The organism is Enterobacter sp. 186315 (genome assembly GCF_053290175.1).
This window is the reverse complement of sequence record NZ_JBPTTK010000001.1, coordinates 261789-276780: the sequence shown is the minus strand read 5'-3', so window position 1 is coordinate 276780 and position 14992 is coordinate 261789. Positions and strand designations below refer to the sequence as shown.

General features: G+C 55.7%; 18 protein-coding genes. 14 read left to right on the top strand and 4 right to left on the bottom strand.

Annotated elements, in window-relative coordinates:
- Window positions 1-18: 18 nt before the first annotated feature.
- Window positions 19-1194 (bottom strand): efflux RND transporter periplasmic adaptor subunit, encoded by a 1176-nt coding sequence (locus ACSVHP_RS01360; RefSeq protein ID WP_447550716.1) that lies wholly within the window; start codon window positions 1192-1194, stop codon window positions 19-21.
- A 337-nt stretch (window positions 1195-1531) separates the two neighbouring features.
- On the opposite strand from ACSVHP_RS01360, the gene ACSVHP_RS01355 reads away from it, so the two are divergent.
- The 3 genes from ACSVHP_RS01355 (at window position 1532) to ACSVHP_RS01345 (ending at window position 2913) form a co-directional block, all read left to right on the top strand.
- Window positions 1532-1885, top strand: coding sequence for a helix-turn-helix domain-containing protein (locus tag ACSVHP_RS01355; protein WP_447550715.1), 354 nt, complete (start codon window positions 1532-1534; stop codon window positions 1883-1885).
- A 69-nt stretch (window positions 1886-1954) separates the two neighbouring features.
- Complete coding sequence (locus tag ACSVHP_RS01350) at window positions 1955-2272, top strand: YebG family protein (RefSeq protein ID WP_234675294.1); 318 nt, start codon at window positions 1955-1957, stop codon at window positions 2270-2272.
- A gap of 257 nt (window positions 2273-2529) precedes the next feature.
- Complete coding sequence (locus tag ACSVHP_RS01345) at window positions 2530-2913, top strand: VOC family protein (RefSeq protein ID WP_447550714.1); 384 nt, start codon at window positions 2530-2532, stop codon at window positions 2911-2913.
- A 114-nt stretch (window positions 2914-3027) separates the two neighbouring features.
- Here ACSVHP_RS01345 and ACSVHP_RS01340 read toward each other — a convergent pair whose 3' ends face one another.
- On the bottom strand, window positions 3028-3360 hold the full coding sequence (locus tag ACSVHP_RS01340; protein WP_447550713.1) for a nitroreductase: 333 nt from the start codon (window positions 3358-3360) through the stop codon (window positions 3028-3030).
- A gap of 232 nt (window positions 3361-3592) precedes the next feature.
- Between ACSVHP_RS01340 and ACSVHP_RS01335 the strand changes: the two genes are divergently transcribed.
- From ACSVHP_RS01335 to ACSVHP_RS01325, 3 genes are all read left to right on the top strand, one after another.
- Window positions 3593-3994: a YybH family protein gene (locus tag ACSVHP_RS01335; RefSeq protein WP_447550712.1), complete on the top strand. Its 402-nt coding sequence runs from the start codon at window positions 3593-3595 to the stop codon at window positions 3992-3994.
- Between the two features lie 445 nt (window positions 3995-4439).
- Window positions 4440-4652, top strand: a complete 213-nt coding sequence (cspE, locus tag ACSVHP_RS01330) for a transcription antiterminator/RNA stability regulator CspE (RefSeq protein ID WP_010430585.1) — start codon at window positions 4440-4442, stop codon at window positions 4650-4652.
- 209 nt (window positions 4653-4861) lie between these two features.
- Window positions 4862-5020 carry a YnfU family zinc-binding protein gene (locus tag ACSVHP_RS01325; RefSeq protein WP_447550711.1) on the top strand — a complete coding sequence of 53 codons (159 nt, stop codon included), beginning with the start codon at window positions 4862-4864 and terminating at the stop codon, window positions 5018-5020.
- A gap of 43 nt (window positions 5021-5063) precedes the next feature.
- Here the strand turns inward: ACSVHP_RS01325 and ACSVHP_RS01320 are convergent, their stop codons facing one another.
- Window positions 5064-5948 (bottom strand): LysR family transcriptional regulator, encoded by an 885-nt coding sequence (locus tag ACSVHP_RS01320; protein ID WP_447550710.1) that lies wholly within the window; start codon window positions 5946-5948, stop codon window positions 5064-5066.
- 114 nt (window positions 5949-6062) lie between these two features.
- On the opposite strand from ACSVHP_RS01320, the gene ACSVHP_RS01315 reads away from it, so the two are divergent.
- From ACSVHP_RS01315 to clcB, 8 genes are all read left to right on the top strand, one after another.
- Window positions 6063-7190: an alpha/beta hydrolase gene (locus ACSVHP_RS01315; RefSeq protein WP_447550709.1), complete on the top strand. Its 1128-nt coding sequence runs from the start codon at window positions 6063-6065 to the stop codon at window positions 7188-7190.
- Window positions 7191-7239: 49 nt separating this feature from the next.
- Complete coding sequence (locus ACSVHP_RS01310; RefSeq protein WP_447550867.1) at window positions 7240-8424, top strand: MFS transporter; 1185 nt, start codon at window positions 7240-7242, stop codon at window positions 8422-8424.
- An 82-nt stretch (window positions 8425-8506) separates the two neighbouring features.
- Entirely contained in the window at window positions 8507-9130 is a 624-nt protein-coding gene (locus ACSVHP_RS01305; protein ID WP_447550708.1) for a glutathione S-transferase family protein, read from the top strand.
- Between the two features lie 279 nt (window positions 9131-9409).
- Window positions 9410-10120: an osmoprotectant ABC transporter permease OsmY gene (osmY, locus tag ACSVHP_RS01300; RefSeq protein ID WP_417313690.1), complete on the top strand. Its 711-nt coding sequence runs from the start codon at window positions 9410-9412 to the stop codon at window positions 10118-10120.
- Window positions 10121-10138: 18 nt separating this feature from the next.
- A complete protein-coding gene (osmX, locus tag ACSVHP_RS01295) occupies window positions 10139-11038 on the top strand; it encodes an osmoprotectant ABC transporter substrate-binding protein OsmX (RefSeq protein WP_417313689.1) in 900 nt (299 codons plus the stop codon).
- An 8-nt stretch (window positions 11039-11046) separates the two neighbouring features.
- Window positions 11047-11694 (top strand): osmoprotectant ABC transporter permease OsmW, encoded by a 648-nt coding sequence (gene osmW / locus ACSVHP_RS01290; protein ID WP_234675286.1) that lies wholly within the window; start codon window positions 11047-11049, stop codon window positions 11692-11694.
- Window positions 11694-12842, top strand: coding sequence for an osmoprotectant ABC transporter ATP-binding protein OsmV (gene osmV, locus ACSVHP_RS01285; protein ID WP_234675285.1), 1149 nt, complete (start codon window positions 11694-11696; stop codon window positions 12840-12842). The genes osmW and osmV overlap by 1 nt, the downstream gene beginning before the upstream one ends.
- A 109-nt stretch (window positions 12843-12951) precedes the next feature.
- Window positions 12952-14262: a voltage-gated ClC-type chloride channel ClcB gene (clcB, locus tag ACSVHP_RS01280; protein WP_447550707.1), complete on the top strand. Its 1311-nt coding sequence runs from the start codon at window positions 12952-12954 to the stop codon at window positions 14260-14262.
- Here the strand turns inward: clcB and bioD are convergent.
- Entirely contained in the window at window positions 14197-14892 is a 696-nt protein-coding gene (gene bioD / locus ACSVHP_RS01275) for a dethiobiotin synthase (protein ID WP_447550706.1), read from the bottom strand. The two genes, clcB and bioD, sit on opposite strands and share 66 nt — an antisense overlap.
- Between the last annotated feature and the right edge of the window lie 100 nt (window positions 14893-14992).

Below are 14992 nucleotides of genomic sequence, written 5' to 3'. Positions count from 1 at the left end.
GATTCTCAGGTCAGGGGATCAGTTGAGGGCCGCGTTGGCGGTCATGGCGACGGTTTTGGCGTTTACCGGCATTCCCGGCATAAACACTTTTTGTAATCCCTCGATGATGACTTTATCGCCAGGGTTCAGCCCCTGCTGCACGATGCGTAAACCGTCGGCCAGACGCCCCGGCGTGATGTCGCGACGCTGCGCTTTCCCTTCTTTATCGACGATATAGACGTATTTGCGATCCTGATCGGTCAGCACCGCTTTGTCGTCGACAAGCATGGCTTTAAATTCCGCGCTGCCCGGCAGGCGTACGCGGGCAAACAGCCCCGGCGTGAACTGACGCCGTGCGTTATTCAGCAGGGCACGCATACGGATCGTCCCGGTGCTCGGCGTGAGCTGGTTATCCAGGAAGTCGACTTTGCCCTGGTGGGGATACCCCTCCTCACCCGTCAGGCCAATCTCCACCGGCAGCGCCGTGTGGTTGCTGGACGCGCCCTGCCCGCTGCGGGCAAGGTTTTGATAGTGAAGGTAGGTTGATTCGTCCACGTCAAAGTAGACGTACACCGTCTTCTGCGAGACCAGCGTGGTGAGGACGCTGGCAGTATCGCCTGCGGTCACCAGATTACCGCTGGTGATCAGCGCCCGGCTGGCGCGACCGTCGATAGGCGCGGTCACTTTGGTGAAGTCCAGGTTGAGCTGCGCCGCGTCAACCGCCGCCTGCGCGGCGCGAATATCGGCCTGCGCCTGAACGGCGGCCGAGCGACGCTGCTCCCACTCTTCCCGTGAGACCAGATGAGTGTTGATGAGCTTATCGGTACGGTTAGCCTCGCTTTGCGCCAGGCTGGCCTGCGTTTTGGCTCTCGCCAGGTTCGCCTGCGCCTGTTCCAGCGCAGCGCGATAGGTTCGGTCATCAATGGTGAACAGCACCTCGCCCTTCTTCACCTCCTGGCCGTCGGTGTAATTCACTTTATCGATGTAGCCGGAAACGCGCGGGCGAAGCTGAACGCTCTCCACCGCTTCGATCCGGCCGTTAAAGCTGTCCCACTGGCTAATGGATTTTACGACCACGTCAGCGGCGCTGACGGCGGGCGCGGGTGGCGCGGCGTTCTGCGCGACGCTGTTATCACACCCGACGAGCAGCAAGGAGAGCAACATCACCCCCAGTGCGCTCGGATAAACGTTACCCCAGGTTTTTTGCAGGCTCATTATTTTTATTCCGGTATTGGTAGCTGCCGGGCAAGACGCTGCGGGAGTCGCTGCGCCACTTCCTTTGTCCGGTAGCTGGCTTAAGGCCATTTGTGTCGTTCATCGCCACAAAACTGTAACAGTTGCGAATACACTATTCGCGGCGATTGTAGGAAGGCGCTGAATTAAGTGCAAGAATAATTGTTGCACTTTATGTGCTATTTGAGTCGATGTTAAAAGCCCCGTTTCGGTCAAGGATTTAAATGCAACAATAAAACTTGCAATTAATTCCAAAACGCGCCACCTTTTAATGCAACAGACAAAGTTACTTTTAAAAATGCAGCGTGGGGATACCCGAATGAACACAGACGCCTTTATGCATGATTTACTCGACTGGATCGACCATAACCTGGACAGCCGTCTGGACATTGAGTCCGTCGCCAGGCGATCCGGCTATTCAAAATGGCACCTTCAGCGCCTGTTTAAAGAACATACGGGCTATCCCCTCGCCGGGTACATTCGCGCGCAAAAGCTGCAAAAATCGGTCGAGCGCCTATCCCACAGCGATGAGCCGATCCTGAACGTGGCGATCGCGCTGGGCTTTGACTCCCAGCAGTCCTTCAACCGCAGCTTTAAGCGTCAGTATGGTCAGGCCCCTGGTGCATGGCGGCGCACGATTTCCACCGCTGCCCCCTCCTCGCCAGAAATGTGAACATTTTTTAGCTGCAACATGAAATCGCTGTTGCTATACTGTATATAAACACAGTATGAGAGGTGCGTGATGGCTGTTGAAACAAAATTTGTTGTCGTAAGAAAAGGTGAAGAGAAAATGACATTTGCCAGTAAGAAAGAGGCTGACGCTCACGACAAGCTGCTCGATATGGCAGACGCGTTCACCGACTGGCTGTTGCAAAGCGGAATGCAGATGGACGAGAAGCAGGCTGAAGATCTTGGTCTTTATTTTGCCGAGCAGAAAGAGACCGTGCAGCATATTCTGCGTACCAGCAAGCTTCCCGATCTCTCTGCCCCAGCGGCTACCGATAAAACGGAATCCGATGCGGCTGAACCGAAAAAAATCAGAGCGGTGAAAGCGGCCTGATTGCCCGTCAACGGGGCAAACGCATGCCAGCTTATTCCCGCCAGGATCCGCAGACATGTAATAAAAAGTCGGGACCGTACGCAGTACGCGTGCCCGACTCGCCTTCTTTTTTGCCGTTTGTCTGAACAGATAGTATGCCCCGGCAGAGGCGGTCATTCCCAAAATTGACGCTCGTCACATCGCCCCGTGCTTAATCCCGTACGACTTCACTCTCTTTATATACTCTTTATGGGTTCATAACCTCTGAGGAGTAGATCATGTTCGATCATGTCAAATTTGGCGTAAGTGATTACGAAAAAAGTAAAACGTTCTTCCTCAATGCGCTTCAGCCGCTGGGCGTGGAACTCATTGATGAAGGCACACCTGACTACGGTCTGGAAATGAGTGCCGGCGATGTTTCACTTTGCCTGTTCCAGACGAATGACAAACCGGCACCCCTGCATCTGGCGTTTGTCGCAAAAACCCGGCAGCAGGTTGATAAATTTTACGCGGCGGCGCTGCGTTCGGGCGCCCGGGATAACGGCGCGCCGGGCTTACGCGCCTACGGCGAAAACTACTATGCCGCATTTGTCATTGCGCCTGATGGCCATAATATTGAAGCGGTCTGCCATGCGCCGGACGGAGATATTGAATCTGTCTGAGAAGCTGTAGAACGGTGTTTATTTGCAGTCAGGGTATAAGAGATAACCTCTGCCTGACGCATCATTTATGAAAGTTAAGTCCGCTGTGTGCCAGAAACGGGCATGATTGGCAGTTTAATCGTTAATGCCCGATATGCCTGATTTATCCGCCTCGACGCTGACGCTGACATTCAGTCTTTTCGCTTCCATAGTTATCACTTTTTGAGCAAGAACCATGTCCCCACCATGCACCCGGTCTATCAATGTTTGTACGATTGTCATCATTAAAAATGGCTGATTGGCAGGATAAAAATCAGTCATATTAATGCCGCGATCGGAAAGTTCCCCGTGCGCGGCTTTCTCTGTTTTTTCAACAATGTTAGCCACTTCCTCAGTCATTTTATCGATATGGCTGAAGACAACACGATTGATAATGTCAATTTGTTCAGGAGTGAAGGTCTTTTCCATCCGTATTCACCTTTAAATTTTGTCAGTTTCCTGGACGATAACATATGTTGCCCAGACGCGACAGAATGGCCGGATGCGTTATTTTCCTTGTCTTTACTGGTCATGTTAACGGCAATTTTCGCAAAATTAGTAAAATAACGTTAACGCCCCTGCCAGCCATAAAATCGGGTAGCTATACAAACGCCCTGGCTGTTACGTTAATACGTGTTTACCCCTTAAAGAGGAAATGCGCATGACTCCACATCCGCTACGCCAGATAATCGAATCCTGCGATCGCGCCATCACCGCCAAAAACTATGACGCCCTGATGAAATACTACGCCGACGACGCGGCGCTGGTGGTCAAGCCCGGCATGACGGTTAAAGGCAAAGAGAATATCCGCAGCGCGTTTATTGCCATCGCTGATTATTTTCAGGGCCAGTTGACCGTAGAACAAGGTGAGATGCAGGTGATCGAGGGTGGCGGAAATGCGCTTGTTATCATGGAAACCGTTCTGCGTTTTCCAGACGGTCAGGGTGGGATAACGGAAATATCGCGCCGCGCGACCTATGTTTTTCGGGAAGAGCGCGACGGACGCTGGCTTTGTACAATCGACAACTCATACGGTACGTCGCTTCTGGATACCGGGAACTGATCGCATTAATTACATGTTTCAAAGGGCGCTGTCGCCTCTCCTCGTCAGCGTCCTTACTCCCCATCATCACCTGTGTCAGCGCCAGAACATGGTTGACGGGTTCCTACGCCCGATTGCGGATGTGCCGCAACGCAGGCACTTTACGACCGCGACCCGTTGAGGAAAAGACATAACACTTATTATCAAACGTTCAGCCATCCGGGGGTTTGAATGGTTGAAATAAAATAATATTTACATTGCAGTAATAAATATTCTATGTCTTAATAGCGCCATCGGTTTGGAAAACAGACCTTATGAAAGCAGTTTTAGTAAAGCAGTCCTCAGTTCAGGTGTTATCCTTAGATATCCCTTCTTCATGAGCCTTCTCCTAAGTGCCAAATAAGTAACTCTCTCAATACAGGCCATCATCGCCGCGCTATGTGGCTCATAAATTAAGGAATTATCTATGTCTAATAAAATGACTGGTTTAGTAAAATGGTTCAACGCAGATAAAGGTTTTGGCTTTATCACTCCTGACGACGGCAGCAAAGATGTATTCGTGCATTTCTCTGCAATCCAGGGCGATAACTTCAAAACTCTGGATGAAGGTCAGAAAGTGTCCTTCACCATTGAAAATGGCGCTAAAGGCCCTGCGGCCGGTAATGTCACTGCACTGTAATAGGTGCTTATTATCAGTGGCGCTTACGATAGCGATGAAGGCGTTGGCCTGAGCAGTTATGTGCTACTGATAATAAAATGAACCCGCTCCGAGCGGGTTTTTTTATTTATACTTCCTGACGTCTTAATCTCTTCAAATATTGTTAAAAAAATAAGTAATCATCATTTTAAACGTATATTGTTTTTATCCCCTTATAGCAGGAGCTCCCTATGTCAGTACGTAAAAAAACACAAACTCATCGTAATTATTTAGTGAAATGCACATGTCCAGGCTGTGCAAAAGATTCAGAACACAGCTTTACCCGCGTTCAGAAGGGCTCTCAACTTGTCTGTCCATCTTGCAATACCCTCTTTAAATCTTCCAAATGAATGAAGGCGTGTTCCTGCCATTCTCTTTATCCCTGAAATAACGCTATATTTTCAGCGTATCGATCACAACCCTCAGGGCAGGCGACACGTTGCGGTGCGGATAATAGAGATATAACCCGTCCATGTGCAGGCTATAGCGCTGCAACACGCGGATCAGCGTTCCTCGCTCCAGATCGTCAGCCACCAGCTCCACCGGAACATAGGCCAGCCCAAGTCCCAGCCGGGCGGCTTCGGCTTCCATGTAGCTGTCAGACAGCGCCCATTGCCCCTCTGGCCGATGGATGATTTTCTTCCCGTCCTGAACCAGCTCCCACTGGTAGTCACCCCCGTCGGCAAACTGGTAGGCAATGCAGGGATGAACCACTAAATCCGCAGGCGTCTGGGGAAAACCGTAGCGGCGAAAGTGTTCCGGTGTAGCCACTACGGCCATTTCCATATCAGGGGTAATGCGCACGGCAATCATCCCCTGCCCTACCTCTGGCCCCAGCCTGACACCCGCATCAAACCGCTCGGCGATGATGTCAACGAAGCGGCTTTCGTTTATCAGCTCCAGTCGGATATCCGGATAACGCTGTTTAAAAATGGCGAGCTTTGGCAGCAGACATTTGTCGATGGCGTGCTGGCTGGCATTAATACGCACCGTGCCGGACGGCGTCTGACGATAGTGTGCCAGGTTCGCCAGACCCGTATCGAGCGTATCGAATGCAGACTCGGCGGTCTGATAAAGCTGTTCCCCGGCGTGAGTCAGCGACAGCTTGCGCGTAGTACGGACCAGAAGCTGAACACCCAATCGCTCTTCCAGCTCGCGAACCGAGCGGCTGATCCCGGATTGCGCCAGCCCAAGCCGAAGCGCGGCCGCCGTGAAGCTCCCCTCCCGTACCACCTGCATGAACAGGTACAGCTCATTATAGTTTTCCCGTTTCGCCATCATCCCCACCAATTTATAACAATATGATATGAATCCTAGCAACTTTCGCCCTCTAATCAACACTATTTCTGCTAACTATAATGACCGCAACACAACAACCCGGGGTTCATTTCTATGAAAACATTTACCCAAAAACTGTCCGTTGCGATGCTGCTATGTGCATCATTAAGTGGAGTGACAACAATGAGCTATGCTGAGACGACCAACCCAAACGCGCCTGTTTCGATGGTGACCACCTGGGACAAAACCTTCGCCGAGAGTGATAAAGTCGACCACCGTAAGGTGACTTTCCAGAACCGTTACGGAATTACGCTGGTGGGCGATCTATATCTTCCCAAAAACCGCAGCGACCGCAAGCTGGCGGCGGTTGCGGTCAGTGGGCCATTTGGCGCGGTCAAAGAGCAGTCCAGCGGCCTGTATGCGCAAACCCTGGCAGAAAATGGGTTTGTGACCCTGGCGTTCGATCCATCCTATACGGGCGAAAGCGGTGGCCAGCCGCGCAACGTCGCATCTCCGGATATCAATACCGAAGACTTTAGCGCGGCGGTGGATTTCCTGGGGTTGCAGAAAGAAGTTGATCGTAACCGCATTGGTATTCTCGGGATCTGCGGCTGGGGCGGTATGGCGCTGAACGCGGCAGCCATGGACACCCGCGTGAAAGCGGTCGCCACCAGCGTGATGTACGACATGAGCCGGGCGATGGGCCACGGCGTGGGCGACGGCAAAGATCGCTATTCAACGTCTGACCGCCGCGCCGTTCTCCAGTATCTGAACGAGCAGCGCTGGAAAGATGCCGAGCGCGGCACCTTCGCGCACGGCGGCCATGACATCTATGTCGATGCCAACGGCAAGGTGACCGCTGCGGAACGTATTCTGCCGGAAGCGTTACCCGCCAACCCGAATCCGGTACTCAAGGAGTTCTTTGATTACTACCGGATGCCGCGCGGCTTCCATGCCCGCTCCGTCAACTCCACCGGCGCATGGACCGCAACAATGCCGCTGTCGTTTATGAATATGCCGCTGCTGAGCTATGCCGGCGAGATCGCTATCCCGACGCTTATCGTGACCGGTGAAAAGGCGCACTCCCGCTACTTTGCAGAAGATGCGTTTAAAGCGGTCGGCAGCAAGCAGAAGGAACTGGTGATTGTTCCGGGCGCAAACCATGTCGATCTTTACGACAATGCTGCCGGGAAAATCCCGTTCACCCGGTTTGAGCAGTTCTTCAAAACCAGCCTGAAATAAACCTCTCCGCCGCCCGTGTTGAGCGGGCGGTGCTTCGTGAAAGATGACTATGTCCACTCTGAACCCTGCCACCTCACAGAATGAGGAACGCGCACACTGGGGCGGTATTTTTGCCATGACCCTGTGCGTATTTGTCCTGATTGCCTCGGAATTTATGCCCGTCAGCCTGCTCACGCCCCTTGCCAGAGATTTGGGCGTTACAGAGGGGCTCGCTGGCCAGGGGATCGCGATTTCCGGCGCGCTGGCGGTTCTAACCAGCCTCTTCCTTTCCCGGCTTGCCGGGAATACGAACCGCAAACACCTTCTGCTGGGCATGACGATCCTGATGGCGCTCTCGGGGATGATTATCGCTTTCGCCCCAAACTATCTGGTTTACATGACAGGCCGTGCGCTGATCGGTATCGCAATAGGTGGGTTCTGGTCCATGTCTGCTGCAACGGCCATTCGCCTTGTTCCGCAGCATCAGGTATCGCGCGCGCTGGCGATTTTCAACGGAGGGAACGCGCTGGCGACAGTGGTGGCAGCCCCACTGGGGAGCTATCTCGGCGCCACCATTGGCTGGCGCGGTGCCTTCCTGTGCCTGGTTCCCGTGGCGATAGTCGCCTTCATCTGGCAGTGTTTTAGCCTGCCGGGTATGAAAGGGAATCAGTACGATGCCTCGCGTGGGAGCGTTTTTCGTTTGTTCCGTCAGCGAGCGGTCTCTGTGGGTCTGCTGGCCTGCGGCCTGTTCTTTATGGGACAGTTTGCGCTGTTTACCTATGTACGGCCGTTTCTTGAAACCGTCACGCAGGTCAGTCCCTCTGGCCTATCGCTGATTTTACTCACCATCGGCGTCGCGGGTTTTGTTGGCACATTGCTCGTTGCCATGGTTCTGAACGTGGCGTTTTACCAGACGTTAATCGCCATTTCTCTGCTGATGGCCGTCATTGCAGGCGTGTTGATACTGGCCGGTCACAGCCTGTGGATCGTTGCCCTGCTGTTAAGCTTCTGGGGGATGCTGGCGACGGCAGCTCCCACGGGATGGTGGACATGGATTGCGCGAACGCAGCCGCAAGATGCCGAAGCCGGTGGCGGGTTAATGGTCGCAGTGATCCAGCTCGCCATTGCGCTCGGTTCAACGGCGGGCGGTATGGTGTTCGATCGTTACAGCTGGCAGAGTACTTTTGCACTGAGTGGCATCGTGCTCCTCTGTGCGGCAGCGCTGACTTTTCTGCTTTCGCGTTTTCACAAATAACGCGCCGGATTATTTTGACGCTTTTCTTCACCCCTGGTGTATTGTTTTTAGACGATTCATCACTTTGAAGAGAAGCGGCGACATGATTAACATCCTCGGCAAAACTACCTCCATCAACGTGCGTAAAGTCCTCTGGACCTGCGAAGAGGCAGGTCTCGACTATCTTCAGGAAGACTACGGCAGCGGCTTTGCCTCGACGGAAACGGAGGCGTTCCTCGCCCTTAACCCCAACGCGATGGTGCCGGTCCTACTGGACGGCGATTTTGTGCTGTGGGAATCCAACGCCATTTGCCGCTACCTGGCGCGTAAGGCCGGGCGCGATGATCTGCTGCCCACAGACCTTCAGGCCTGCGCCAACGTAGAGCGCTGGATGGACTGGCAGATTAGTGAATTTAACACCGCCTGGCGCTACGTTTTCCCGGCGCTGGGGCGCAAAGATCCCGCCTTTAACGATCCGGCGCGCATTAAGGCCGGCATTATTGAGTGGAACCACTGCGTTAACATCCTTGAGCAGCAGCTTCAGCGCACCGGCGCGTGGGTTGCGGGCGATACTTTTACCCTGGCGGACGTGGTGCTGGGCCTGTCGGTCAACCGCTGGAAAATGACCCCGTTTGACCACCCCGACGTCCCCGCTCTCGATGCCTGGTTTGAACGTCTGAACGCGCGCCCGGCATTTTTACGCCACGGAAATAACGGCATGATTTAAGCGACACACCCGCACCTTTCCCGCGCGGGTGATGTTCTTTTTGTGACCGTGTCACTTTTAAATCTTATCTTTAAGACTTATCTGCCTTCTCCATGCCAGCCCTTACCCCATAAGGCTTAACTCCAGTTTTACCCTGTTTTCATAGGGTTATAGATTTTACCCCTTCGCTGGAACCTTTCCCGATCGCTTGCTATAGCTGAATTACCCCTGCCGAAACATGGCATAACAACAGGCAACCGGTGGTTGCTATAACGCATGCGTACAGGGAGACACACCGCAATGCACCCATTACTTAAACGTTCTGCGCTTTTTGTCGCCGCGATAATCGCGGTGCTCGCCCTCCTCACCTGGGGAATTGGGCTGGAAACTATCAAGGCACGTCAGGTCGATCTGATTTATCTGGGTCAGCAGCACCTGATTCTGGTTTTTTCATCCATGTTCTTTGCCCTGCTGGTCGGGATCCCAAGCGGTATTTTGCTGAGTCGCCCGGCGGCGCGAGGCATTGCCGAATACGTGATGCAAATCTTTAACGTCGGTAACACCCTGCCGCCGCTGGCGGTACTGGCGCTGGCGATGGTGGTGATCGGCATCGGCGATAAACCGGCGATTATCGCCCTGTTCCTCGCCTCCCTGCTGCCGATAGTGCGAAACACCTACGCAGGGCTGTGCTCGGTGCCGGCCTCGTTGCTCGAAGCGGCAAACGGCATCGGGATGACCAAATGGCAGCGTCTGCGTCAGGTTGAGATCCCTAACGCCTGGCCGGTGATGCTTTCGGGTATTCGTATCGCTACGGCGATCAACGTCGGGACCGCTCCGCTGGCCTTCCTGATTGGTGCCAGCAGCTACGGCGAGCTGATCTTCCCGGGTATCTACCTTAACGACTTCCCGACCCTGATTTTGGGCGCCGCCGCCACGGCTCTGTTTGCACTGATTCTGGATACGCTGCTGGCCGCGCTGGGCCGCGTAATGAGCCCGCATCTCGCAAAATAACTATAACAAGGAGCTTTTATGAGACTGTTTCCCGGCCTGACGGCCCTGATTGCCGCAGCGCTCTTTAGCAGCCAGACGCTGGCGGCCCCGCTGATACTGGCGACCAAGAGCTTTACCGAGCAGCACATCCTCTCCGCCATGACCGTGCAGTACCTGCAAAAGAAAGGCTTTCAGGTACAGCCGCAGACCAACATTGCGACGGTGATTTCCCGTAACGCGATGATCAATAAGCAGATCGACATGACCTGGGAATATACCGGCACGTCCCTGATCATCTTTAACCACATCAACAAGCGCATGTCGCCGCAGGAGTCTTACGACACGGTAAAACGTCTGGACGCGAAGCACGGTCTGGTGTGGCTTAAGCCTGCGGATATGAACAACACCTACGCCTTTGCGATGCAGCGTAAACGCGCCGAGGCGGAACATATCAACACCATGTCCGAGATGGTGGCGAAGATTGAGCAGGTGCGTAAAAACGATCCGGATAACAACTGGCTGCTGGGCCTTGACCTGGAGTTTGCCGGACGCAGCGACGGCATGAAGCCGCTCCAGGCGGCCTATAACCTGGAGCTGGACCGCCCGCAGATCCGCCAGATGGACCCCGGTCTGGTCTATAACGCCGTGCGCGATGGTTTTGTTGACGCCGGGCTTATCTACACCACCGACGGGCGCGTCAAAGGCTTTGACCTGAAGGTGCTGGAAGATGACAAGGGCTTCTTCCCGAGCTACGCGGTGACCCCGGTGGTGCGTAAAGACACGCTGGAGGCCAACCCGGGACTGGAAGAGGCGCTCAACACCCTCTCCGCGCAGCTTAATAACGACGTTATCACCGAGCTTAATAAGAAGGTGGATATCGATCATCAGTCACCGCAGCAGGTCGCCCGTGATTTCCTGCGTAGCAAACAGTTGCTGTAGGAGGCGTCATGGATACCATTCACTACATCATTGATAACTGGGGCTACCTGTTAACCCTGACGATGCAACACCTGTGGCTGGTCGCCCTTGCCGTGGGGCTGGCGATCATTATCGGCGTGCCGCTCGGTATTTTAATCGTGCGCCACAAATGGCTCGCAACCCCGGTGCTGGGGGTGGCAACCATCGTGTTGACCATTCCTTCTATCGCGCTGTTTGGCCTGATGATCCCGCTGTTCTCGCTGGTCGGCCAGGGCATTGGCGCCCTGCCCGCCATTACCGCGGTGTTTCTTTACTCGCTGCTGCCGATTGTGCGTAACACCCACACCGCGCTCGACAGCATACCGCCCGGCCTGCGCGAAGCGGGACGCGGTATCGGCATGACCTTCTGGCAGCGTCTGCGCTGGGTTGAAATCCCGATGGCGCTGCCGGTGATTTTCGGCGGGATCCGTACCGCCGTGGTAATGAACATTGGCGTCATGGCGATTGCGGCCGTGATCGGCGCGGGCGGGCTGGGTCTGCTCCTGCTGAACGGCATTGGCGGCAGCGATATTCGCATGCTGATTGCTGGCGCACTGATGATTTGTCTTTTAGCGATTGTGCTTGACTGGTTACTGCACCGTTTGCAGGTCGCGCTGACTCCGAAGGGGATTCGATAATGATAAAACTGGAAAACCTCACCAAACAATTTTCACAGAAAAACGGCCAGACCTTTAAGGCCGTCGACAACGTCAACCTGAACGTGCCCGAAGGGGAAATGTGCGTCCTGCTTGGCCCGTCCGGCTGCGGGAAAACCACCACGCTGAAGATGATCAATCGCCTTATCACCCCGAGCGGCGGTAATATCCTGATTAACGGCGAAGACACCAGCGGGATGGATACCGTGACCCTGCGCCGCAACATCGGCTACGTGATCCAGCAGATTGGTCTGTTCCCGAACATGACCATCGAAGAGAACATCACCGTGGTGCCGCGCATGCTGGGCTGGGACAAAGCCCGCTGCAAAAGCCGCGCGGAAGAGCTGATGGATATGGTGGCGATGGATCCGCATAAGTTCCTGAACCGCTATCCGCGCGAAATGTCCGGCGGCCAGCAGCAGCGTATCGGCGTGATTCGCGCCCTGGCGGCGGATCCTCCGGTACTGCTGATGGATGAACCTTTCGGCGCGGTCGACCCGATCAACCGCGAGGTGATCCAGAACCAGTTCCTGGAGATGCAGCGCAAGCTGAAGAAAACGGTGATGCTGGTGAGCCACGATATTGATGAAGCCCTGAAGCTCGGCGACCGAATCGCGGTCTTCCGCCAGGGGAAAATCGTCCAGTGCGCCAGCCCGGACGAGCTGCTGGCGAAACCGGCGAACGAATTTGTCGGCTCCTTTGTCGGCCAGGACCGTACCCTGAAACGTCTGCTGCTGGTCTCTGCGGGCGACGTAACCGACCAACAGCCGACCATTACGGTGCGCGAATCGACTCCCCTTCCGGAGGCGTTCGCAATGATGGACGACAACGACATTCGCGCCATCACCGTGGTGGACGAGCACGGTAAACCGCTTGGCTTCGTGAAGCGCCGCGAGGCGCGTAACGCCAGCGGGGCCTGCGCCGATATTCTGCATCCGTTCCGCATGACCGGCAAAGCCGAGGATAACCTGCGCGTGGTGCTGTCTCGCCTGTACGAGAGCAACACCAGCTGGATGCCGATTGTCGATGAGGACGGGCGTTACAACGGTGAAATTTCACAGGACTATATTGCCGAGTACCTGAGTTCAGGCCGGACGCGCCGTGCGCTGAATATTCATAGCGAGATCTAAAAAACCCCCGGGCCGAAGTCGATGCTTCGGCCCATATCACACCTATAGCTTTTGCTAACCCCTCGTTTTCCCGCCACAATATTGTATCTTTCCCGTTTACGCGTAACCCATGCAACGTCTTCACGCTTATCCCGACATCCGCGCGATGTTTCGCAGACTGCTGATTGCCTCCCTGACCGGCGTGCTGGCCGCGCTGGCCGTTGCCCTCTTTCGCCACAGCATGTACCTGCTGGAGTGGCTGTTCCTCAGCAACGACAGCGGCAGCCTGGTGAACGCCGCCGCCGCGTTACCCGCATGGCGACGGGCGCTGACGCCCGCGCTGGGCGGCCTGGCTGCGGGGCTGTTGCTGTGGGGATGGCAGCGCCTGACCGCGCAGCGCCCTCATGCGCCCACCGACTATATGGAAGCGCTGGAAACGGACGACGGACGGTTCGACTACGGCGCAAGCCTGGTGAAATCCCTGGCCTCGCTGCTGGTGGTCGCCAGCGGCAGCGCCATCGGGCGCGAGGGGGCGATGATCCTGCTGGCGGCGCTGGCGGCCTCGTTCTTCGCCCGGCGTTTCACGTCAAAATCGGAATGGAAGCTGTGGATCGCCTGCGGTGCCGCCGCCGGGATGGCGAGCGCCTACCATGCACCGCTGGCGGGGAGCCTGTTCATCGCAGAGATCCTCTTTGGCACGCTGATGCTGGCCTCGCTGGGCCCGGTGGTCATTGCCGCGGTGGTGGCGCTGCTGACCACGCGCCTGCTCAGCCCGGGCGCGAACACGCTGTATGAGGTACATCTTAGCGAAGCCTTGAGCGGCGTGGATTATTCGCTGCTGGTGGGCATGGGGCTGCTGGCGGGCGTTTGCGGCCCGCTGCTGATGTGGCTGATGACCGCCAGCCACGCGCTATTTCTGCGCCTGCGCCTGTCGCCGCCGTTACAGCTTGCGCTTGGCGGGCTGATCGTCGGGCTGCTGTCGCTCCTGACGCCTAAGGTCTGGGGCAATGGCTACAGCGTGGTGCAGGCGTTTTTGCTCGAGCCGCCGCTGCTGTCGGTGATTGCCGGGGTGTTTATCTGCAAACTGCTGGCGGTGCTGGCGAGCAGCGGTTCAGGCGCGCCGGGCGGGGTATTTACGCCCACGCTGTTTGTCGGCATGGCGACGGGGATGCTGTTTGCGCAGGTTTTTGCGCTGTGGTTCCCGGGATCGGAAACCGCGATTTTACTGGGGCTGGCGGGGATGGCGACGCTGCTGGCGGCGACCACCCATGCGCCGATTATGTCGGCCCTGATGGTCTGTGAAATGACCGGGCAGTATGCGCTGCTGCCCGGTTTACTGATTGCGTGCGTGGTGGCGTCGGTGCTGTCGCGGACGTTACGCCAGGACTCCATCTACGGACAACACACTGCCGAAAGCCGCGAGATCGATATAGGACGCTAACTCGCGCTGCTCGGCGCGCGGCAGATAAGGCAATTCGCCCACCAGCGGCCCCGGCAGTTTTTTGCTCAGCACGTCGATGATTTCGGCGTAATGGGCCAGACCCGGGTTGATGCGGTTGGCAACCCAGCCAATCAGCGGCAGGCCGTCGTTGGCAATGGCCTGCGCCGTCAGCAGCGCATGGTTGATGCACCCTTCCTGAATGCCGACCACCATAATCACCGGCAGCTGTTCCTGCACCACCCACTCCGACAGCGGACGTAAATCGTTCATCAGGCTGCGCCAGCCGCCGGTACCTTCAACCACAACGTGATCGACCTGTTTGCTCAGGTTTGCCAGCCCGTCAGACAGCAGGCCGTAGTTAATCAGGCCGCTGTGCGCCACGCTGCTCTCGTCTTCGCTCAGCGCGATAGGGTTAACGGCCTCGTAGGGTAATTCCAGGCTGGAAACGCTTTGCAGAACCAGAGCGTCTTTATTGCGCAGTCCTTCCGGCGTATCTTTACTGCCTTTGGCAACCGGCTTGTACCCTGCTACACGTTTACCGTTTGCCGCCAGGGCTTGCAGCAAAGCGCGGGACACAACGGTCTTGCCGACAGAGGTATCAGTACCCGTTACAAAGAAACGCTTAAGCATGACTCATTCCACCTCTTGGGTATGCTTCAAAAATATAAACCAGGTAAATAATTTAGTGGGGGGAAGTCTACGGGATGCATACGCTACCCGGCTTGAGATA

What these genes read in the sequence shown, in the direction of transcription:
- osmV (WP_234675285.1), top strand. Translation starts at nt 11,694, where the DNA reads ATGATAAAACTGGAAAACCTCACCAAACAATTTTCACAGAAAAACGGC.
- ACSVHP_RS01340 (WP_447550713.1), bottom strand. Translation starts at nt 3,360, where the DNA reads ATGGAAAAGACCTTCACTCCTGAACAAATTGACATTATCAATCGTGTT.
- ACSVHP_RS01345 (WP_447550714.1), top strand. Translation starts at nt 2,530, where the DNA reads ATGTTCGATCATGTCAAATTTGGCGTAAGTGATTACGAAAAAAGTAAA.
- clcB (WP_447550707.1), top strand. Translation starts at nt 12,952, where the DNA reads ATGCAACGTCTTCACGCTTATCCCGACATCCGCGCGATGTTTCGCAGA.
- bioD (WP_447550706.1), bottom strand. Translation starts at nt 14,892, where the DNA reads ATGCTTAAGCGTTTCTTTGTAACGGGTACTGATACCTCTGTCGGCAAG.
- osmW (WP_234675286.1), top strand. Translation starts at nt 11,047, where the DNA reads ATGGATACCATTCACTACATCATTGATAACTGGGGCTACCTGTTAACC.
- ACSVHP_RS01310 (WP_447550867.1), top strand. Translation starts at nt 7,240, where the DNA reads ATGTCCACTCTGAACCCTGCCACCTCACAGAATGAGGAACGCGCACAC.
- ACSVHP_RS01360 (WP_447550716.1), bottom strand. Translation starts at nt 1,194, where the DNA reads ATGAGCCTGCAAAAAACCTGGGGTAACGTTTATCCGAGCGCACTGGGG.
- ACSVHP_RS01350 (WP_234675294.1), top strand. Translation starts at nt 1,955, where the DNA reads ATGGCTGTTGAAACAAAATTTGTTGTCGTAAGAAAAGGTGAAGAGAAA.
- osmX (WP_417313689.1), top strand. Translation starts at nt 10,139, where the DNA reads ATGAGACTGTTTCCCGGCCTGACGGCCCTGATTGCCGCAGCGCTCTTT.
- ACSVHP_RS01335 (WP_447550712.1), top strand. Translation starts at nt 3,593, where the DNA reads ATGACTCCACATCCGCTACGCCAGATAATCGAATCCTGCGATCGCGCC.
- ACSVHP_RS01320 (WP_447550710.1), bottom strand. Translation starts at nt 5,948, where the DNA reads ATGGCGAAACGGGAAAACTATAATGAGCTGTACCTGTTCATGCAGGTG.
- ACSVHP_RS01315 (WP_447550709.1), top strand. Translation starts at nt 6,063, where the DNA reads ATGAAAACATTTACCCAAAAACTGTCCGTTGCGATGCTGCTATGTGCA.
- ACSVHP_RS01305 (WP_447550708.1), top strand. Translation starts at nt 8,507, where the DNA reads ATGATTAACATCCTCGGCAAAACTACCTCCATCAACGTGCGTAAAGTC.
- osmY (WP_417313690.1), top strand. Translation starts at nt 9,410, where the DNA reads ATGCACCCATTACTTAAACGTTCTGCGCTTTTTGTCGCCGCGATAATC.
- ACSVHP_RS01355 (WP_447550715.1), top strand. Translation starts at nt 1,532, where the DNA reads ATGAACACAGACGCCTTTATGCATGATTTACTCGACTGGATCGACCAT.
- ACSVHP_RS01325 (WP_447550711.1), top strand. Translation starts at nt 4,862, where the DNA reads ATGTCAGTACGTAAAAAAACACAAACTCATCGTAATTATTTAGTGAAA.
- cspE (WP_010430585.1), top strand. Translation starts at nt 4,440, where the DNA reads ATGTCTAATAAAATGACTGGTTTAGTAAAATGGTTCAACGCAGATAAA.